This window comes from Rhodococcus sp. LMD, assembly GCF_056108245.1.
Map to the genome: position 1 here is coordinate 959,181 of NZ_CM148557.1, position 19,331 is coordinate 978,511.

At 71.4% G+C, this 19,331-nt stretch carries 15 protein-coding genes and 1 pseudogene; 11 read left to right on the top strand and 5 right to left on the bottom strand.

Going from position 1 to position 19,331, the window contains the following annotated elements; all coding sequences use genetic code 11:
- Positions 1 to 2: 2 nt before the first annotated feature.
- The 5 genes from ACWPQI_RS04420 to purM all read left to right on the top strand — a co-directional run bounded on the left by ACWPQI_RS04420 (position 3) and on the right by purM (position 5,805).
- Positions 3 to 1,775, top strand: coding sequence for an alpha/beta hydrolase (locus ACWPQI_RS04420; protein WP_010593849.1), 1,773 nt, complete (start codon positions 3 to 5; stop codon positions 1,773 to 1,775).
- A complete protein-coding gene (locus tag ACWPQI_RS04425) occupies positions 1,772 to 2,455 on the top strand; it encodes a CPBP family intramembrane glutamic endopeptidase (protein WP_048772588.1) in 684 nt (227 codons plus the stop codon). The genes ACWPQI_RS04420 and ACWPQI_RS04425 overlap by 4 nt, the downstream gene beginning before the upstream one ends.
- 11 nt (positions 2,456 to 2,466) lie before the next feature.
- Positions 2,467 to 2,853, top strand: a complete 387-nt coding sequence (locus tag ACWPQI_RS04430) for a sterol carrier family protein (protein ID WP_010593851.1) — start codon at positions 2,467 to 2,469, stop codon at positions 2,851 to 2,853.
- 116 nt (positions 2,854 to 2,969) lie between these two features.
- The gene (purF, locus tag ACWPQI_RS04435) at positions 2,970 to 4,556 is read left to right on the top strand and encodes an amidophosphoribosyltransferase (RefSeq protein ID WP_010593852.1); all 1,587 of its coding nucleotides are present in this window, start codon (positions 2,970 to 2,972) and stop codon (positions 4,554 to 4,556) included.
- Positions 4,557 to 4,731: 175 nt separating this feature from the next.
- On the top strand, positions 4,732 to 5,805 hold the full coding sequence (gene purM, locus ACWPQI_RS04440) for a phosphoribosylformylglycinamidine cyclo-ligase (protein WP_026137732.1): 1,074 nt from the start codon (positions 4,732 to 4,734) through the stop codon (positions 5,803 to 5,805).
- Positions 5,806 to 6,070: 265 nt separating this feature from the next.
- Here the strand turns inward: purM and ACWPQI_RS04445 are convergent, their stop codons facing one another.
- From ACWPQI_RS04445 to ygfZ, 4 genes are all read right to left on the bottom strand, one after another.
- The gene (locus tag ACWPQI_RS04445; protein WP_003936528.1) at positions 6,071 to 6,280 is read right to left on the bottom strand and encodes a DUF3073 domain-containing protein; all 210 of its coding nucleotides are present in this window, start codon (positions 6,278 to 6,280) and stop codon (positions 6,071 to 6,073) included.
- Between the two features lie 183 nt (positions 6,281 to 6,463).
- Positions 6,464 to 7,438 carry an asparaginase gene (locus ACWPQI_RS04450; protein WP_102031007.1) on the bottom strand — a complete coding sequence of 325 codons (975 nt, stop codon included), beginning with the start codon at positions 7,436 to 7,438 and terminating at the stop codon, positions 6,464 to 6,466.
- Entirely contained in the window at positions 7,435 to 8,109 is a 675-nt protein-coding gene (locus tag ACWPQI_RS04455; protein WP_010593855.1) for an MOSC domain-containing protein, read from the bottom strand. The genes ACWPQI_RS04450 and ACWPQI_RS04455 overlap by 4 nt, the downstream gene beginning before the upstream one ends.
- Positions 8,106 to 9,236 (bottom strand): CAF17-like 4Fe-4S cluster assembly/insertion protein YgfZ, encoded by a 1,131-nt coding sequence (ygfZ, locus tag ACWPQI_RS04460; RefSeq protein WP_102031006.1) that lies wholly within the window; start codon positions 9,234 to 9,236, stop codon positions 8,106 to 8,108. The genes ACWPQI_RS04455 and ygfZ overlap by 4 nt, the downstream gene beginning before the upstream one ends.
- 54 nt (positions 9,237 to 9,290) lie before the next feature.
- Here ygfZ and ACWPQI_RS04465 point away from each other — a divergent pair, with 54 nt between their 5' ends.
- The 6 genes and pseudogenes from ACWPQI_RS04465 to ACWPQI_RS04490 all read left to right on the top strand — a co-directional run bounded on the left by ACWPQI_RS04465 (position 9,291) and on the right by ACWPQI_RS04490 (position 18,510).
- Entirely contained in the window at positions 9,291 to 10,136 is an 846-nt protein-coding gene (locus tag ACWPQI_RS04465) for an aminodeoxychorismate lyase (protein WP_010593857.1), read from the top strand.
- Positions 10,137 to 10,348: 212 nt separating this feature from the next.
- A complete protein-coding gene (locus ACWPQI_RS04470; RefSeq protein WP_017680647.1) occupies positions 10,349 to 11,845 on the top strand; it encodes a cytochrome ubiquinol oxidase subunit I in 1,497 nt (498 codons plus the stop codon).
- A gap of 10 nt (positions 11,846 to 11,855) precedes the next feature.
- On the top strand, positions 11,856 to 12,893 hold the full coding sequence (gene cydB, locus ACWPQI_RS04475) for a cytochrome d ubiquinol oxidase subunit II (RefSeq protein ID WP_040274077.1): 1,038 nt from the start codon (positions 11,856 to 11,858) through the stop codon (positions 12,891 to 12,893).
- Positions 12,890 to 14,596: pseudogene (gene cydD / locus ACWPQI_RS04480) on the top strand (thiol reductant ABC exporter subunit CydD); the annotation flags it as partial. The gene cydB and the pseudogene cydD, both read left to right, overlap by 4 nt.
- Positions 14,597 to 14,820: 224 nt before the next feature.
- Positions 14,821 to 16,482 carry a thiol reductant ABC exporter subunit CydC gene (cydC, locus tag ACWPQI_RS04485; RefSeq protein ID WP_474738672.1) on the top strand — a complete coding sequence of 554 codons (1,662 nt, stop codon included), beginning with the start codon at positions 14,821 to 14,823 and terminating at the stop codon, positions 16,480 to 16,482.
- Positions 16,483 to 16,797: 315 nt separating this feature from the next.
- Positions 16,798 to 18,510 carry a BCCT family transporter gene (locus tag ACWPQI_RS04490; protein WP_029539989.1) on the top strand — a complete coding sequence of 571 codons (1,713 nt, stop codon included), beginning with the start codon at positions 16,798 to 16,800 and terminating at the stop codon, positions 18,508 to 18,510.
- Here ACWPQI_RS04490 and ACWPQI_RS04495 read toward each other — a convergent pair.
- The gene (locus tag ACWPQI_RS04495; protein WP_017680914.1) at positions 18,498 to 19,169 is read right to left on the bottom strand and encodes a heme-binding beta-barrel domain-containing protein; all 672 of its coding nucleotides are present in this window, start codon (positions 19,167 to 19,169) and stop codon (positions 18,498 to 18,500) included. The genes ACWPQI_RS04490 and ACWPQI_RS04495 overlap by 13 nt on opposite strands.
- Between the last annotated feature and the right edge of the window lie 162 nt (positions 19,170 to 19,331).

The window sequence follows — 19,331 nt, forward strand, 5'->3', positions numbered from 1 at the left end:
CGATGGTCGGTTCCCAGGTCGATCGGCTGGCGTCGATAGAGGCCCGGCAGGGCCGGATCATCGACGCGGTCACCGAATTCGGTGACCGCCACCCCCACACCGCCCAGGTGTGGGGGGCACTGAGCCTGGATTTCACCGGCATCGCCTTCGCGGCCCTGTTCTTCTGCTGGTCGCTGACTCCGTCGCTGCTGCCTCGCGACTGGTTGTTCCAGGGGCTGATCGGCGGCATCAACGTCGCCATCGGCTACGGGGTGGGATGTGCCGTCGGCTGGGCCGGCAACCGGCTGCTGGCGAAGCGGCCGTGGTGGCCACCGCCGCTGCCCGTGCTGCGGGCGATCAAGGTGGCGGTCCCGGTCGCCGCCGTGCTCGCGTCGCTGGTGGCGCTGGTGTTCGCGTCGCGGCAGCAACGCCAGCTGGCCGCGCTGATGAACGCCGAGGGCACCACGACCAGCGGGTATCTGCGGACCCTGGTGCTCGCCGCCGCCGTCGCGCTCACCCTGATCGCCACCTGGCGCGGCCTGCGCGAACTCGCGGGGATCGTCGCGTGGCAGCTGGTGCGGCGTCTGCGCATACCGCCGGGGGCCGCGCGTTCGCTCGGTGCGCTGCTGGTGGTGCTGGTGGTGTTCATGCTCATCGACGGTGTGCTGGCCCGGGGCGCCTACGCGGGACTGAACTGGGTGTTCGGCATCCACAACAACGAGACCCGGCCGGGAGTCACGCAGCCGCTCGTGCCCGAGAAGTCCGGGAGCCCCGAGTCGTTCGCGGCGTGGGACACCCTCGGCTACCAGGGGCGCGACTTCGTCGGCCGAGGTCTCGACGCCGCCGAGCTGACCGCGATCAACGGTGTCCCGGCCCGGGAACCGATCCGGGTCTACGCGGGACTCGAGACCGCCGACACCCCCGAGGCGCGTGCCGACGTCGTGATCGACGAGCTCGAACGCACCGACGCGTTCGACCGCGAGGTGCTCGTGATCATCCCGACCACCGGAACGGGATGGGTCAATCCGACCGCGGCGATGATGATGGAGCTCGTCCACAACGGCGACGTCGCCCTCGTCGCGTGGCAGTACTCGTACATGCCGAGCTGGATCTCCTTCCTCGCCGACCGTGAGAAGGCCGCGGCCGCCGGCGACATGCTCATCGATCGGGTTCACAACCGGTGGCTCGCCCAGTCCGCCGAGCATCGGCCGGAGCTGTATGTGTACGGGGAGAGCCTCGGAACCCAGTCGGGGGAGGGCGCTTTCGGCACGGTCGCCGCGATCCGCGACACCGTCGACGGCGTCCTGTGGGTCGGCCCGCCCAACTCGAACCGCCTGTGGCGCCAGCTCGTCGACCGCCGAGACCCGGGCACGACCGAGGTCGAACCGGTGTACGCGGACGGCCTGGTGGTGCGCTTCGCCGACGACCGCGCGTCGATCGGGGAGCCCGACACCCCGTGGCTGTTCCCCCGGATCCTGTACCTGCAGCACGCGTCCGATCCGGTGGTGTGGTGGTCCCCGGACCTGATCGTCAGCCGGCCGGACTGGCTGTCCGAACCGCCCGGCCCGGACCGGCTTCCGCAGATGCGCTGGTTCCCGTTCGTGACCTTCTGGCAGGTCTCCGCGGATCTGACCAACGCCGCCGGGGTGCCCGACGGGCACGGTCACAACTACGGCACCACGGTGCTCGACGGCTGGATCGCGGTCACTGCGCCCGACGGCTGGACCGAGGCCGACACCGAGCGGGTGCGGTTCGCGCTGACCGTCATCGACGATCTGCAGGGACCGGAGAAGTGAGCCGGCCGGGACGGAGTCACCGCCGGCCGTGGCTCGGTCCGGCGGTCGCCGCGGCGGTCGTGGGCTGGGGCGCGGTGCTGCCTGCCACCCGGATCGGGCCGCGCGGGCGCGCCGTGCTCTCGGCGACCGTCGGCACCGCCGCGGTGTTCGCGGCCCGGGCCGCGGGCGTCGAGCGGGGCATGCTGGGACTGGATCCGCGGCATCTCGTGTCCGGCGCGCGGTGGGGTCTGGCCGCCGCCGCCGTCCCGCTGGCCGCGTACGCAGGCATGCTCGCCGTCCCGTCGCTGCGGGCCCGGCTCGTCGACGAAGCCCGTGCCGAACGCGAGGACTTCTACGAATGGGTGGGGCTGCACATTCCGTTCGGCACCGTCGCCGCCGAGGAGCTGCTGTTCCGCAGCGTTCTCGCGGCGCTGCTCGGTCCGGGCACGGCGGGGTCCGGTCTGCACGCGGCGGCGTTCGGGCTGTGGCACGTGCAGCCCGCGCGGGACGCCGGTCATCACGTGCTCGGCACGGTGCTCGTCACCGGACTCTCGGCGGTGGTCTTCGACCGGCTGCGCCGCCGCAGCGGCAGCGTCCTCGCACCCGCCCTGCTGCACCTGGCACTCAACGTCGGCGGGGCCGTGGCGGTGCGGCTGGCGGGACTGCCCGCCGAGGACGACGACGCCGCCCGGCGTAGCTAGGCTGGCTCGCCGTGGCACCGCGCAAACCCGTCGACCCCGCCGAGCTCCGCGCCGCCGTCCTGCGGGTCGGTCCGTGGCTGCGGGACGAGACGGTCGACGCACCGGTCCGCGCCGACCTCGCGGCGGCGGTGCGCCTGACCGCTCGCGCCCTGGAGCAGGCGGCGCCCGGATCCAGCGTCGAGGTGCGGGTGCCGCCGTTCGTGGCGGTGCAGTGCATCGAGGGGCCCCGCCACACCCGGGGGACCCCGCCCAACGTCGTCGAGACCGGCCCGCGGACGTGGCTTCGTCTGGTCACGGGACTCGTCGATTTCGCCGACGCCGCCGCCGCGGGATCGCTGGACGCGTCCGGGAGCCGTGCCGCGGAGATCGCGCACTGGATGCCGCTGTTGCGGTTGTGAGCGCAAGGGCTGGGAACGGCGGAGGAGGCCCCGGTGACCCGTCGGAGCGGGGCATCGTCGGCCGACCCGTAGAATGGCCTTGCCTCTCTTTTGTCCAGCCCCCAGGGAGCACCCCGGTGACCAGTGCCGATCTGTCGGTTCACACACGTAATCTCCTCGCAGCCGAGGAACCCGAGAACGAACCTCGTGAGGAGTGCGGAGTCTTCGGAGTCTGGGCTCCGGGCGAGGATGTGTCCAAGCTCACGTACTACGGCCTCTATGCGCTGCAGCACCGGGGGCAGGAGGCGGCCGGTATCGCCGTCGCCGACGGCTCTCAGGTCCTCGTGTTCAAGGATCTCGGGCTGGTGAGCCAGGTCTTCGACGAGCAGACCCTCGCCGCCATGTCCGGGCACATCGCGATCGGGCACTGTCGCTACTCGACCACCGGGTCGACCACCTGGGAGAACGCCCAGCCGATCTTCCGCACGACCGCGGCCGGCACCGGCGTCGCGCTCGGCCACAACGGCAATCTGGTCAACACCGCCGAACTCGCCCAGCGTGCCCGGGAGCTGGGCCTCGGCGACGACCGGCGGGCGGTCACGGCCACCACCGACTCCGACATCGTCGGCGCGCTGCTCGCGCACGCCGCCGCCGACAGCACGGTCGAGCAGGCGGCCCTCGAGCTGCTGCCGACCCTGCGCGGTGCCTTCTGCCTGACCTTCATGGACGAGCACACGCTCTACGCGGCGCGCGACCCGTGGGGAATCCGGCCGCTGTGCCTGGGCCGCCTGGACCGCGGCTGGGTCGTGGCCAGCGAGACCGCCGCGCTCGACATCGTCGGCGCGTCCTTCGTGCGCGACATCGAGCCCGGCGAGCTGCTCGCCATCGACGCCGACGGCGTCCGCTCGAGCCGCTTCGCGAACCCGGAGCCCAAGGGCTGCGTGTTCGAGTACGTCTACCTCGCGCGGCCGGACTCGACGATCGCGGGCCGCTCGGTGCACGCCACTCGCGTGGAGATCGGCCGGCGACTGGCCAAGGAACACCCGGTCGACGCGGACCTGGTCATTCCGGTGCCGGAGTCGGGCACCCCCGCCGCCGTCGGCTACGCGCAGGGCTCGGGGATCCCCTACGGCCAGGGCCTGATGAAGAACGCCTACGTGGGCCGTACCTTCATCCAGCCGAGCCAGACCATCCGCCAGCTCGGCATCCGGCTCAAGCTCAATCCGCTGCGCGAGGTCATCCGCGGCAAGCGGCTCGTCGTGGTCGACGACTCGATCGTGCGTGGCAACACCCAGCGGGCCCTGATCCGGATGCTCCGCGAGGCCGGTGCGCTCGAGATCCACGTGCGGATCGCGTCGCCGCCGGTGAAGTGGCCGTGCTTCTACGGCATCGACTTCGCATCCCCGGCCGAGCTGATCGCCAACGGCGGCGGCACCCGCGACGCCTCCGAACGGACCGGGCACGACTTCGACGAGATGGTGGAGATGGTGCGCCGGTCGATCGGTGCGGACTCCCTCGGATACATCTCGATCGACGGGATGATCGGCGCCACCGAGCAGCCCGCCTCGCGCCTGTGCGCCGCGTGCTTCGACGGGCACTACCCGATCGCGCTGCCGAAGGAGCACGCCGTCGGGAAGAACGTGCTCGAAGGGATGCTCGGCGGGGCCGCGGGGGCCACGCCGGCGCTCGACAACGACAACGCGGACGCCTTGAGCCGTCCCTAGACCCGCCCGCCGTCGCGAGGACGGCGGCCCCGGTTTCGCGTCGTCGCGCGTCGGCGGTCCGGCCCGGTCGGGTACCTTGAGGTGCGCGATCGGCGGGCTTCGGCGTGCGTTCGCGCGCCCGGCAGCGATGCCGATACACCTGTTCACCACAACTCGAGGCTGGAGCCGACAACCCATGACCGAGGACACAACCCCCGGAGCTTCCTACGCAGCGGCGGGCGTGGACATCGAGGCCGGCGATCGAGCCGTCGAACTGTTCGCGCCGCACGCGAAGAAGGCGACCCGCCCGGAGGTGCTCGGCGGCCTCGGTGGATTCGCGGGGCTGTTCGCGCTCAAGGGCGACTACAAGGAACCGCTGCTCGCGGCGTCCACCGACGGGGTCGGCACCAAACTGGCGGTGGCGCAGGCCCTCGACAAGCACGACACCGTCGGTCTCGACCTCGTGGCGATGGTCGTCGACGACCTCGTGGTCTGCGGCGCCGAGCCGCTCTTCCTGCAGGACTACATCGCGGTCGGGCGCGTGGTGCCCGAGCGGGTGGCCGAGATCGTCGGCGGCATCGCGGCGGGCTGCGTCCAGGCCGGCTGCGCCCTGCTCGGCGGCGAGACCGCCGAGCATCCCGGCGTGATGGCCGACGGGGACTACGACCTGTCCGCCACGGGTGTCGGCGTCGTCGAGGCCGACCGGCTGCTCGGGCCCGACCGGGTGCGCCCGGGCGACGTGGTGATCGCCATGGGTTCGTCGGGGCTGCACTCGAACGGATACTCGCTGGCCCGCAAGGTCCTTCTCGACATCGGCAAGATGAGCCTGACGGCGCACGTCGACGAGTTCAGCCGCAGCCTCGGCGAGGAACTGCTCGAGCCGACCCGGATCTACGCGAAGGACTGCCTCGCGCTGGCCGCCGAAACCGAGGTCCGCACGTTCTGCCACGTCACCGGCGGAGGGCTCGCGGGCAACCTGGCCCGGGTGATGCCGAAGGGACTCGTCGCCGAGCTCGACCGGACCACGTGGAGCCCGGCCCCGGTGTTCGGGCTCATCGCCCAGCGCGGCCGCGTCGAGCGGACCGAGATGGAGAAGACCTTCAACATGGGCGTCGGCATGGTCGCGATCGTCGCGCCCGAGGACGTCGACCGGGCCCTCGCGGTGCTCACCGCGCGCCACATCGACTGCTGGACGCTGGGCACCGTGCGCAAGTCTCAGGACCAGGACGACGTGCGCGCCGTGCTCGTGGGCGACCACCCGCGGTTCTGACCCGGCGCCGGTCCGGAGCCGACACCGGAAACGGAGTCGGCACCGGAGCCGGATCCGACACCGGATACGCGTCGCACCGATACGCGCAGCGCCCGGGCCGTGCAGGACGGCCCGGGCGCTGCGCGTCGTGGTGACGAAGTTTTCCGGATCGCCTCACCTGCCGGCCGGGTGTCGCAGCGGTGTGCGAGATCCGGACGGCGAGGAGGGTGCCAGCGAAGGGGGGAGTCGGTGGTCCGACTCCCCCCTCCTGTGCGTGAGGCTCGGGTCAGCGACGCCAGTCGTCGTCGTAGTCGTCGTCCCAGGGGGAACGACCGTCCGGTCCGGAACGCTGGTCTGCGAAGACCTCGTCCCGGTGCGAGTTGGGTGTACCGCCAGACAACTCCCGCTGGAGGCTCTCGAAGTCGGTGGCCGGTGAGCTGTACTTGAGCTCCCGTGCAACCTTGGTCTGCTTTGCCTTAGCCCGGCCGCGGCCCATGGCTAACCCCCTCGCGCCTTGACGGGGCGGCCTGGGGAATTTGGCGGCCCCGGTTAATTGAGTATTTTCCTGGCCACCACTCTAGCGTGGAAAAGTCGGTTCCGCCTCCACACACCTGGTGGCGCCGGTGTCCGATTGGTCTCACCCACAGGCGACCTGGGCAAATGCGGGACGAGGGAGCGTTCAGAGCACTCCGGGGATCGCCCGGACCGTGCCGACCCGGATCCCACCGCCGAGCACCGGCTGCGACGCGAGCTCCGCGTGCTCCTCGGACCACGTCACTCCGAGGTGGTGCAGCAGGGCGGCGGTGAGGGGAAGGCGGGCCCGCTCGTGGCCGTCGTCGATCTTCAGTGCGAACGCGGTGCCGTCCGGCAGGGCACCCGCGTGCACGCCGTCCGCCCCGGCCTTGCACAGCAGTCCCGGCACCGCGGGCATCAACCGGGCGTCGTCCTTGCCGGTGCCCGAGACGAGGTGCGGATGACTCCGGATCGCGTCGGCCACGGCCCGTTCCGGCGTCCCGGGCCCGGCCGTCGCCAGCCGCGAATAGGCCCGGGCGAGATTGACCAGGGGCAGCGGCACGATCGGCAGGCCGCACCCGTCGATGCCGAGATCGGTGTCCTCGACGTCGCCCGCGAGGTCGAGGACCGTCTCGACCACGGCCTGCTGCAGCGGATGGGCGGAGTCGAGGTAGCCCGGCTCGTCCGCGCCGGCGCGGACGGGCCAGCCGTTCGCGGCACACGTCGCGAGCATCGCGGCGTGCTTGCCGGAGCAGTTCATGTACACCGTCCGCCGGGGGTGACCGGCGGCGACGATCGTCGCCCGGGCCGGTTCGTTGCCCGGCAGATCCGGCGGGCACTGCAGGTCGTCCTCGGTGAATCCGTGCCCGGCGAGCAGCGCCTCCACCAGCCGGACGTGCCCGGCCTCGCCCTCGTGCGAGGCCGTCGCGATCGCGAGTTCCTCCGTCGAGCGGGGCACGAAGCCCTGCCGCAGCAGCGCCACCGCCTGCAGCGGCTTGTTCGACGACCGCGGATAGATCGGCGTGCGGATCTCGCCCAGTGCGAGCCGCACGTCGCCGGCCGGGTCGAGTACGACGAGCGAGCCGCGGTGCACGCATTCGCGGAACCCCGATCGCACCACTTCCACGAGTTCGACGCTCAATACTCCACCTGCACCTCTCGTCCGGCGACTCGTCTGCGAGCCTTGTCGGCGACACTAGGGGACAGGTCGTCCTGCTGCGCGAGCATCTCCGCGATCCGCGCCGGGTCCCGGCCGGTGAACAGGTCCCGCACGGTCACGCCGTGTTCGGGTACGTGCACGACGAAGATCCCGTCGCCCGCCTCGACGGGGCCCTCGGCGAGCACCTTCAGATAGGCCCCGGTGTCGCCGCGCGCGGCGAACCGCCGCACCCAGCCCGGTTCCTGCGCCCACACCCCGAAGGTGCCGCACGGCGTGCGCGGCCCGGTGACCTCGAGGAGCAGACCGAGCGCGCCGATCCGCCAGCGCTCGCCGATCACCGCATCCGAGGCGGCGATCCCGCTCACGCGCAGGTTCTCGCCGAACCACCCCGCGGGCAGTTCGCGGCCGAGCTCGTCGGCCCAGCGACGTGCCTCGTCCTCGGCGTACGCGTAGACCGCCTTGTGGCGACCGCCGTGGTGGGCGGTGTCGCACTGCCGGTCGCCGGCCAGGCCGAGCCGGCGGACCTGCACGGGGCCGGTCACGGGACGCTTGTCGATGGCCGTGTGCGCGACACGGCGGGTGCCGCTGGCGCGGACGGAGTGCACCGTGCAGACCGCCTCGACCCGTCCGGTCGGCGGGTTCCGGTGGCTCACCGACCCCGGAGCCGTTCCACGGCGAGCCGGCCGGCCTGCACGGTGGCGTCGTCGGGGATGGAGTCCGGATCGATCGCCGCGGCGCAGGGCCCGGCGACGAGGGCCGTGCCGACGGGCACGTTCCGCTTGATCAGGGCCAGCGCGACGGGGCCGAGCTCGAAGTGGTCGACCACGGTGCCCAGCCGCCCCACGGCGCGGCCGTCGGCGGTCACCGGGTCCCCGGGTTCGGGCCGGCCCTCGGCGGAGCCGTCGAGGTGCAGCAGGACGAGATGCCGGGGCGGCTTGCCGAGATTGTGCACCCGCGCGACGGTCTCCTGCCCCCGGTAGCAGCCCTTGTCGAGATGGACGGCGCCGTGCTCGGCCGGGCCGCCGATCCAGCGGGCCTCGTGCGGGATGGTGCGCTCGTCGGTGTCGAGACCGATCCGCGGGCGGAGCGCGACGACGCGCAGCGCCTCGAACGCCCACGTTCCGGCCGGGCGGGCCCCGGCGTCGACCAGGGCGGCGAACACGTCGGTGAGCCGCTCGCGGGGGACGAGCAGGTCCCAGGCGTCGTCGGTGGGCCAGGGCATGCGCCGGACGAGCCCGCCGCCGGGCAGGGCGACCGCGGCGTAGACGTCGGCGGGCAGGGCGTCGATGCCCAGCGCGGCCAGGACGGGGGCATCGCCGGCGCGCGGCCCGAGCAGGCTCAGCACGGCCATCTCGTTGCCGTCCCGCGGCTCGGCCTTGGACCAGAACACCATTCTGCTGAGGAACGTCAACAGGTCCGGCCCGCGCTGCGGTTCGGTGTCGATCCAGGTGACGCCGTCGAGGTCGGTCTGCACGAAGTGGTGCTCGACGCGGCCCTGCGCATCGAGGCTGAGGTTCTCCGCCGAGGTGCCGTCGGGCAGCTGCGCGACGTGCTGGCTGGAGATGGTGTGCAACCAGCTCAGGCGCTCCTCGCCGGAGATCGCGACGACGAACCGGGTCGAACGGTCGACGACGGCCACGCCGGTGAGGGCGGCCCGCTGTTCGCCGAACGGATCGCCGTAGTGCCAGGGCAGTCCCGTGTCCGGGGTGCCGGCCGGCGCGGGAACGGCACCGGGACGAGCGAGAAGTGGGCTGTCGGTCACAAAGGGAGTGTCGGCCACGACATCAGTCTAGGAGCGCGGGTCTGCGCCCGGCGGAATGGATAGGGTGTGCGCATGGCTGAGCGGGTGCTGGTGACGCTGGACGGCGAGGTTCGGGACGCGGACGTGCCGCTGCTGCACGCGGACGACATCGGGGTGCTGCGCGGCGACGGGGTGTTCGAGACCCTCCTCGTGCGCGGTGGGCGGGCACGGACCGTCGAGCAGCACCTGAGCCGGCTCGTGTCCTCCGCCGCGGCGGCGGGGCTGCCGACGCCCGAGCGCGACGACTGGCGGCTGGCGATCGACGTCGCGGTCGAGCAGTGGGACGCGGAGCGGGAAGGGGCGTTGCGCCTGGTGTACACCCGCGGCCGGGAGGGTGGCAGTGAGCCGACGGCGTTCCTGTTGCTGACCCCGGTGGCCGAACGGGTGTACAAGGCCCGCGCGGACGGTGTGTCCGTGGTGACGCTCGAGCGCGGGTATTCGGTGGATCTCGCGTCGAAGGCGCCGTGGCAGCTGCTCGGCGCCAAGACCCTGTCCTACGCGACGAACATGGCGGCGCTGCGGCATGCCGAGTCCCTCGGGGCCGACGATGTGATCTACATCAGCAGCGAGGGTTTCGTGTTGGAAGGGCCACGTTCGTCGGTCCTCGTCGCGCGCGGGCGCACGCTGATCACCCCGCCGCCCGAGCAGGGAATCCTGCCCGGCACCACCCAGCAGGCGCTGTTCGACGTCGCGGGCGACCACAACTTCGTGGTGCGGTACGAGCCGGTCCGTCCTGCGGATCTCGTTGTGGCAGATGGCGTCTGGCTGGTCTCGAGCGTCGCGTTGGCGGCGCGCGTGCACACCCTCGACGGGCACGATCTGTCCCGGCGGTCCCTGGTCGGCGAGGTCGAGGCCCTGGTGGACGCCGCGGTCGAGTGAGCGCCGGATCCCCCGTCGTGGGCCGGTCCGGAGCACGCGAGCGCGGGGATGTGTCGGTCGACACCGTCGACGCTCCTGTCCACTTCTACTACTGTAAGTAGTAACAAGGTCACCGACGCGTCCGGCGGATGGTTCCTTGTGCACAGAGTCCGAGGCCCCGAGCCCGTGCCCCGGACTCGGAGCCTGTCCCTGGGCGTTACCTCGGAGTAGCCATGGATGTGTTGGACCTGTCCCGGTGGCAGTTCGGCATCACCACCGTCTATCACTTCATCCTCGTCCCGCTGACCATCGGTCTCGCCCCGCTCATCGCGGTCATGCAGACCATGTGGGTGGTCACGAAGAAGGACCACTGGTACCGCCTGACGAAGTTCTTCGGCAAGCTCTTCCTCATCAACTTCGCCCTCGGCGTGGCCACCGGCATCGTGCAGGAATTCCAGTTCGGCATGAACTGGAGCGAATACTCCCGCTTCGTCGGGGACGTCTTCGGCGCCCCGCTGGCGCTCGAGGGCCTGGTGGCGTTCTTCCTCGAATCGACCTTCCTCGGCCTGTGGATCTTCGGATGGGGCCGGCTACCGAAACTGGTCCACCTGGCGACGATCTGGCTGGTCGCGATCGGCGTGAACGCCTCCGCGTACTTCATCATCTCCGCCAACTCGTTCATGCAGCACCCCGTCGGCGCGACGTACAACCCCGAGACCGGGCGTGCGGAACTGACGAGCATCTGGGAACTGCTGACCAACAACACCGCGCTCGCGGCGTTCCCGCACACCGTCGCCGGGGCGTTCCTCACCGCCGGCACGTTCGTCGCCGGCATCGCCGGCTGGTGGATGGTGCGCAACATGCGCCGCGCCGCGCAGGCCGAGCCGGTCGAGGCCGACCGGCTCGAAGGCGAGGCCCGCGGCATGTTCCGGCCCGCCGCCCGGCTCGGCATGCTCGTGATGATCGTCTCCGGTGTCGCGCTCTTCGTCAGCGGCGACATCCAGGCGAAGCTCATGTTCGAACAGCAGCCGATGAAGATGGCGTCCGCGGAGTCGCTGTGCCACACCGAGACCGACCCCAAGTTCTCGGTCCTGACGATCGGTACGCACAACAACTGCGACGGCGTCATCCACGTCCTCGAGGTGCCGTACGTGCTGCCGTACCTCGCGCAGGGCGAGTTCACCGGCGTCACCCTGCAGGGCGTCGAAGACCTGCAGGACCAGTACGAGCAGCAATTCGGTCCCGGCAACTACCGCCCCAACCTGTTCGTCACCTACTGGTCGTTCCGCGCCATGATCGGCCTGGCCGCCGGGTCGGCAGCGCTGGCCGTCGCCGGTCTGTGGGTGACCCGCCGCGGCCGCGTCCCCGACCAGAAGTGGTTCGGCTGGTTGAGCATCCTCGCCATCCCCACGCCGTTCCTGGCCAACAGCGCCGGCTGGATCTTCACCGAGATGGGCCGCCAGCCGTGGGTCGTGCACCCCAACCCGACGGGCGTGGACATGATCCGGCTGACCGTCGACCAGGGCGTGTCGAACAACTCGGCCGGCGCCGTGATCGCCTCCCTGGTGGCCTTCACCGTCGTCTACGGTGCGCTCGGCGTCGTGTGGTTCTGGCTGATCCGCCGCTACACCCTCGAGGGCCCGCTGCCGCACGACGCTCACCCGCCGGGCGAGCACGACGACGAACCCGACGACACCGGCCGGCCCAAGCAGCTGTCCTTCGCGTACTAGGAGATCGGTCATGGGACTTCAAGAGATCTGGTTCGTCCTGATCGCGGTGCTGTTCACCGGATACTTCGTGCTCGAGGGCTTCGACTTCGGTGTCGGCATGCTGATGCCGGTGCTCGGCCGCGGCCGCACCGAGACGGCCGACACCCGCCGCCGGGTGTTGCTCAACACCATCGGGCCGGTGTGGGACGGCAACGAGGTGTGGCTGCTGACCGCGGGCGGCGCGATGTTCGCCGCGTTCCCCGAGTGGTACGCCACCCTGTTCTCGGGGTTCTACCTGCCCCTGCTGCTGATCCTGCTCGGTCTCATCGTCCGGGTCGTGGCGATCGAGTACCGCGGCAAGATCGACGACCCCACCTGGCGGCGGCGCTGCGACTGGGGCATCGTCTTCGGCTCCTGGGTACCGGCCGTGCTGTGGGGCGTGGCGTTCGCGAACATCGTCCGCGGCGTCGCCATCGACGAGAACAAGCAGTACATCGGCGGCTTCTTCGACCTGCTGAACCCGTACGCGCTGCTCGGTGGTGCCACCACCGCGCTGGTGTTCGCGCTGCACGGCGCGGTTTTCATCGCCCTGAAGTCCGCCGACGAGGTGCGCGAGGACGCCGTGGCCCTCGCCGCACGTCTCGCCGTTCCGGCGGTCGTCGTTGCCGGATCCTTCGTGCTGTGGACGCAACTCGCCTACGGCAAGACCTGGACGTGGCTGCTCGTCGGCGCCGCGGCGGCTGCGCTGCTCGCCGTCGTCGCGCTCACCCGCGCGGAGCGTGAGGGCTGGGCGTTCGTGTTCACCACGGTCGCCATCGTCGGCACCGTCGTCCTGCTGTTCGGATCGCTGTTCCCGAACGTCATGCCGTCCACGCTGGGCGACACCCTGTCGCTGACGATCGAGAACGCGTCGTCGAGTCCGTACACACTGAAGGTCATGACGTGGGCGGCGGTGATCGTCACGCCGGTGGTCCTGATCTACCAGGGCTGGACGTACTGGGTGTTCCGTCAGCGCATCTCCACCAAGCACATCCCGAAGTCCATCGGTCTGTCGCTCGGGGCGAAATGACCGCGCCCGCCGACGCCGCGGTGCGTCCGTTCGGCTCCGCTCCCGGAGCGGCGGATGCGCCACGGCGTCGCGGGCCGATCGACCCGCGGCTGTGGCGCTACTCCGCCACCGCCCGCGGCTACCTGGTGCTCACCCTCGTCACGGCCACGATCAACGTCGCGATGATCGTCGTGTCCGCGCTCGCGATCGGTGCGGTCCTCGCGGGGGTGCTCACCACCGGCACCGCGGAACTCGGGGAATGGCGGACCGAGTTGCTGGTCCTGGCCGGGGCCGTCACCGTGCGCACCCTGGTCACGTGGGTGCAGTCCCGGTTCGCGCACCGTTCGGCGAGCCGGGTCGTCGCCGAACTCGAGCACGAGGTGCTCGCGGCGGCGACCCGGCTGCCGCCGCGGGAACTCGAACCACGCCGCGACGAGATCGCCACGGTGCTCACCCGCGGGCTCGGCGGGCTGTCGGAGTACCTCACCGGATACGTGCCGGCCCTGCTGCTCGCCGTCACGCTCACCCCGATCACCGTGGTGGTCATCGCATTCCAGGACCTCACCTCGGCGATCATCGTCGTCGTGACGCTGCCACTCATCCCGGCGTTCATGATCCTCATCGGGCTGCTGACCAAGGGCAAGGCCGACCGCACGCTGCAGACCATGACGACGCTCTCGGCCCAGCTGCTCGACCTGATCGCCGGTCTGCCCACGTTGCGCGCACTCGGCCGGGAACAGGGCCCGGCAGAGAAGGTGCGCGAGCTCGGCGACGACCACCGTCGCACCACCATGTCCGCGCTGCGCGTGGCGTTCCTGTCCGGGACCGTGCTCGAATGGCTCGCCACCCTCTCCGTCGCGCTGATCGCGGTGAGCATCGGTCTGCGCCTCGTCTACGGCGACATGGCCCTCGAGGCCGGCGTCGTCGCGCTGATCCTCGCCCCCGAGGCGTACCTGCCGCTGCGCACGGTGGGCGCGAAGTTCCACGCCGCCGAGGACGGCAAGGCGGCTGCCGAGCGCGCATTCACGATCCTCGACCGCGCGGCCGCCACCCCTTCGGCCACCGCCGGTGCCGGATTCGATGCGACCTCGGCCGAGCTGACGTTGACGAATCTCAGTGTCGCGAGCCGCGACGGATACGCCCCGCACCGGCTCGATGCGGTGTGCCGGCCGGGCGCCGTGACCGTGCTGGCCGGGGCGAACGGTGCCGGCAAGTCGACGGCCCTGCTCGCCGTCCTCGGACTCGCGGAGCCGGCGGAGGGGAGCGTCGAGGTCGGTGGTCGTCCCGTGACGGCCGACGACGCATGGTGGGAGCAGGTGGCCTGGCTGCCCCAGCGGCCCGTGCTGCTCCCCGGTACGCTGGCGGACAACCTGCGCCTCACGGGCGTGGATCTCACCACCGACGGACTCGAAGAGATTTGTGCGGCAACGCGATTCGATGAAGTGCTCGACGAGTTGCCCGGCGGCTGGGACACCGTCGTCGGCGCCGAGGGCAGCGGACTGTCGCTCGGGCAGCGGCAACGGCTCGCCCTCGTCCGCACCCTCGCCGCGGACCGTCCCGTCCTGCTGCTGGACGAGCCCACCGCCCACCTCGACGACGCGACCGAGACCACGGTCCTCGAGACGGTGCGGGAACTGGCGCGTCGCGGACGCACCGTGGTGATCGTGGCGCACCGCCCCAGCATCCTCGCGATCGCCGACTCCGTCGTTCGGGTCGTCTCCGACTCCGGCGTTCGGGTCGTCTCCGACTCCGGCGTTCGGGTCGTCTCCGACTCCGGCGTTCGGGTCGTCTCCGACTCCGGCGTTCGGGTCGTCTCCGACTCCGGCGTTCGGGTCGTCTCCGACTCCGGCGTTCGGGTCGTCTCCGACTCCGGCGTGCGGGTCGTCTCCGACTCCGGCGTTCGGGTCGTCTCCCACGGCGACGCGGCGCCCGGTACGGGGGAGCGGTGATGAACGATCTGCGCCGGGCCCTGGCGCTGCTCGAACTGCGCCCCGGACGGGTCGCCGCCGCCGTCGCCGCCGGCGTCGCCACCCTGGGCAGCGCCCTCGCGCTCGCCGGCCTGTCGGCCTGGCTGATCATCCGGGCGTGGCAGATGCCCCCGGTGCTGGACCTGACGGTCGCCGTCGTCGCGGTCCGGGCCCTGGGCATCTCCCGCGGGCTGTTCCGCTACCTCGAGCGAATCGCGAGCCACGACACCGCCCTCCGGGGGACCACCGCCGCCCGCACCCGGGTCTACCGGCGCCTCGCCGACGGCGACCCGGTGGCCTCCGCCGGTCTGCGCCGCGGGGACCTGCTCGCCCGCACCGGCGCCGACGTCGACGCCCTCGGCGACGTGGTGGTGCGGGCACTGGTGCCCATCGCCGTCGCCGCGGTCCTCGCCCTCGCCGCCGTCGGCTGGCTCGCGCTGATCTCCCCGCCCGCCGCGGCGATCCTCGCCGTCGCGTTGCTCGTCACCGGCGTCGTAGCCCCCTGGGTGTCCGCCCGCGCCGCGGCCCGCGCCGAAGCCGACAGCGCCGCCGCCCGCCTCCGGTTCTCCCGCGACGCGGTCACCGCGCTCGACCACGCCGCAGAACTGCGGGTCGCGGGCCTGCTCCCGCAGGCCGTCGGCCGGGCCCGCCGCGCCGATGCCGACGCGGTGCGCGCCACCGACCGGGCGGCCGTCCCCGCGGCCTACGCGGAGGCCGCCGTCCCCCTCTCGGTCGGAGCAAGTGTTCTCGGGGCGTTGCTCGTCGGCATCGCGCTCTACGCCGACGGGGGTGCGAGTCCGATGTCCCTCGGGATCCTCGTGCTGCTGCCCCTGTCCGCGTTCGAAGCCACCGCGGCGCTGCCCGGTGCTGCCGTCACCCTCACCCGCGCCCGGATCGCGGCACGCCGCATCGTCGACCTGCTCGACCGTGCCGACCGGCCGGTGCCGCACGGCACCCGGCCCGTCGTCGAACCGTGCCACCTGCGTGCCGTCGCTCTGCGCAGCGGCTGGCCCGGCGGCCCCGCCGCCGGGCCCCTCACGCTCGACCTGCCACCCGGCACGCGCATCGCCGTCGTCGGGAGCAGCGGCAGCGGCAAGACCAGCACGCTGATGACCCTCGCGGGGCTGCTCGAACCCGCCGCCGGGACGGTCACCCTCGGCGGTGTGCCGCTCGCCGAACTCGACCCGGCCGCCCTGCGGCGGACGGTGGGATTCTTCGCCGAGGACGCCCACCTGTTCGAGACGTCCGTGCTCGAGAACCTGCGGGTGGCCCGCGGCGACCTCACCGAGGCCGAGGCGCTGGCCGTGCTCGGCGACGTCGGGCTGGGGGAGTGGGTGGCCGGGCCGCCCGAAGGACTGCACAGCACGCTCGTCGGCGGGGCGCGCGCCGTCTCCGGGGGCCAGCGGCGCCGGTTGCTGCTCGCTCGGGCCCTGGTGTCCCCCGCGCGGGTGCTGCTGCTCGACGAGCCCACCGAGCACCTCGACGCCGCGGACGGTGCGCAGCTGCAACGACTGCTGCTGGACCGGGACGCCGGATTCGTCGCACCTGAGCGCACCGTCGTCGTCGTCACCCACCAGCTGCCCGGCGACACCGCAGCCGACCTCGTCGTTCGCCTGGGGAAAAACTCGTTGCCCGCGGTCTGAGCGGCGCGTACTTTCGGGCGTACACGAGAAAGGAGGTGGTCTGAATTGAAGTATCGGACACGTGAGGTGGCTGCGCGCTAGCCGCTGTCATCGACGACGGGATTGTCGACCGCCCAGCGGCCGGCGAATACCACGCAGTCACCCGGCCCCCCGAGCCATCCGGTCCGTCCGACCGGAATCCGCCGACCAGGCGTCCGCGGAGAACGGCTCGGGGGCCGTTTGCGTGTCCGGCAGGTGTGCGAACGCGCAGTTCGGGGTACCCCCGTTCGCGGTAGGCGGCGCGTGCGCCTCGCGTCCCGAACGAAAGGTGTCCTCATGCTCGAGCGAGCGCACGGCTTGTTACGCCTTCGTACGTCGCCCGGGGTGTTCTTCGCCTCCGCGCTGATCGCCCTCGTGTTCGTCGTCGTGACGATCGCGTTCACCACGGCTGTCGACAACCTGTTCAGTTCCGTGTCGGGCTGGATCATGACGAACCTGGGCTGGTTCTACATCCTGGGGGTGTCCACCTTCCTGGTCTTCCTGGTCGGTCTCGCGTTCACGCACTACGGCCGGGTGCGGCTCGGCGGCGACGACGACCGGCCCGAACACTCCACTCCGGCGTGGTTCGGAATGCTGTTCGCCGCCGGCATCGGCACGATCCTGATGTTCTGGGGCGTGGCCGAACCGATCTCCCATTTCGCGAACCCGCCGATGCAGGACGTCGAACCGGGGTCCGCGGCCGCCGCCACCGAGGCCATCGGCTTCACGCTCTACCACTTCGGGCTGCACACCTGGACGATCTTCGCGCTGCCCGGCCTGTGCTTCGGCTACTTCATCTACAAGCGCAAGCTGCCGCCGCGCGTCAGTTCCATCTTCGCCCCGATCCTGGGTGGCCGGATCTACGGACCCATCGGCAAGACCATCGACGTGATCGCGATCGTGGGCACCGTGTTCGGCGTGGCCACGTCGGTGGGACTGGGGACTCTGCAGGTCAACGCCGGCCTCGCCGAGCTGTTCGGCCTCCCCGAGAACGGGCTCGTCCAGATCGTCCTGATCGCGGTGGTCACCGTGGCGGCGGGGACGTCGGTGGCGCTCGGTCTCGATCGCGGCATCAAGCGGCTGTCGAACCTCAACATCGGCATGGCCGTCGCGCTGCTGGCCTTCGTCCTCGTCACCGGCCCCAGCCTGTTCCTGCTCAAGGGCATGATCGAGTCCGTCGGCATCTACGGCAGCATGCTGCCGCGGCTCGCGTTCTGGAACGACACGTTCGGCGACACCGGCTGGCAGAACACCTGGACCGTCTTCTACTGGGCGTGGACCATCACGTGGGCGCCGTTCGTCGGGATCTTCATCGCCCGCATCTCCCGCGGCCGCACCATCCGCGAGTTCGTCGCCGGCGTCCTCGGGCTGCCGGTGCTGTTCTCGGTGATCTGGTTCAGCGTGTTCGGAATGGCCTCGTTCGACATCGAGCTGAACGGCTCGGGTGGTCTCGCCGACCGGGTCGTCGGCGACGGCGACATTCCCGGCGCCCTGTTCGAGTTCCTCGGCAACTTCCCGTGGGCCGGCGTCATGTCGTTCTTCGCCGTGGTGATCGTGGTGGTCTTCTTCATCACCTCGGTCGACTCCGCCGCGATGGTCCTGGACATGATGGCCGCCGGCAACGAGGGACGGGTGCCGCTGCACCAGCGCCTGTTCTGGGCGGTCCTGATGGGTCTCGTCGCCGCGACCATGCTCGTGGCCACCGGGAAGGACGGTCTCGACGCGCTGCAGCAGGTCATCACGGTGATCGGATTGCCGTTCTTCGTGATCGGCTTCGTGATGATGTACAGCCTCGTCAAGGGGATCCGCGACGACCTGGGGGAGCGGGCCGAGCCGGTGACCCGGCAGTGGAGCCGGGTGCGCACCGCCGAGGAACTCGAGGCCGCCGAGCAGCGGCCCGCTCCGGAGCCCGTCGTCGTCACCCGCGCCGTGCCGGATCCGGACGCCGAGCCCGGTGACGGAACGGATTCCCCGGCGCGAGGATCAACCCGTGAGGATCAACCGATGTAGCGAGCGAGCCGCGCGGACATGTGCGGCCGCAGGTCCCCGTCCGCGGTGACCCGTTCCTCGACGTAGGCGAGGTCGCCGCCCTCGACGATGCCGTACAGGCGCTTGGCGCCGCCGACCACCTCGCCGGACTGGCTGCGGATCACCACGTCGGTCGCCAGTTCCCAGGACGACTGGGTCAGAGCGGTGCCGTAGTACAGCTCGACGACGCCGGAGCTGTGATTCAGGAGCAACTCGAGGGTTTCCGGATCCTCGCTGCCGGGCGCGCCGGTGCCGGCGACCCGCCAGAAGCCGCTCTCCCGGCGATCCGGACCGCTGTAGGCGCCCTCCTCGTCGAGGCGCCACGAACGGGCCTCCCACACGAGGTAGTTGCCGCCGTCGTGGGTGACCACGATCTGCTGGCCGAAGCGGTAGTCGCCGGTGCGGGGGTCGTTGCCCTCGCCCTCGCCCCGCCACACACCCACCATGGGCAGCAGCGCCAGCAGCTCCGGATGCATGTCCGGACCGAGGCGCAGATTCGCGGTGTCGTCGGGGACGGGCAGACCGCTCAGGATCGGGACGTTCTTGTCGGCAGTCGCCTTGGCCCGTTCGAGGGCGTCGGCGACGGCCTTGTCGCCGCTGCCGCGGACGACTTCCCGTTCCTCACCGGACTCGGCACTCACGGCTGATCGGTCACCAGACGGTAGAGGACGTACACCGCGAACCATGTGATGAGCACGGCCGCCAGGACAAGGAGCGCTTCGAAGAAGATGACCACGGCCATATCCTAGACGGCGTCCGGAAAGCGCGAAAACCGACGTCCCCACCGGGCGCGCGACGCGGCG

What these genes read in the sequence shown, in the direction of transcription:
- ACWPQI_RS04420 (WP_010593849.1), top strand. Translation starts at nt 3, where the DNA reads ATGGTCGGTTCCCAGGTCGATCGGCTGGCGTCGATAGAGGCCCGGCAG.
- purM (WP_026137732.1), top strand. Translation starts at nt 4,732, where the DNA reads ATGACCGAGGACACAACCCCCGGAGCTTCCTACGCAGCGGCGGGCGTG.
- ACWPQI_RS04445 (WP_003936528.1), bottom strand. Translation starts at nt 6,280, where the DNA reads ATGGGCCGCGGCCGGGCTAAGGCAAAGCAGACCAAGGTTGCACGGGAG.
- ACWPQI_RS04465 (WP_010593857.1), top strand. Translation starts at nt 9,291, where the DNA reads ATGGCTGAGCGGGTGCTGGTGACGCTGGACGGCGAGGTTCGGGACGCG.
- ACWPQI_RS04470 (WP_017680647.1), top strand. Translation starts at nt 10,349, where the DNA reads ATGGATGTGTTGGACCTGTCCCGGTGGCAGTTCGGCATCACCACCGTC.
- cydB (WP_040274077.1), top strand. Translation starts at nt 11,856, where the DNA reads ATGGGACTTCAAGAGATCTGGTTCGTCCTGATCGCGGTGCTGTTCACC.
- cydC (WP_474738672.1), top strand. Translation starts at nt 14,821, where the DNA reads ATGAACGATCTGCGCCGGGCCCTGGCGCTGCTCGAACTGCGCCCCGGA.
- ACWPQI_RS04490 (WP_029539989.1), top strand. Translation starts at nt 16,798, where the DNA reads ATGCTCGAGCGAGCGCACGGCTTGTTACGCCTTCGTACGTCGCCCGGG.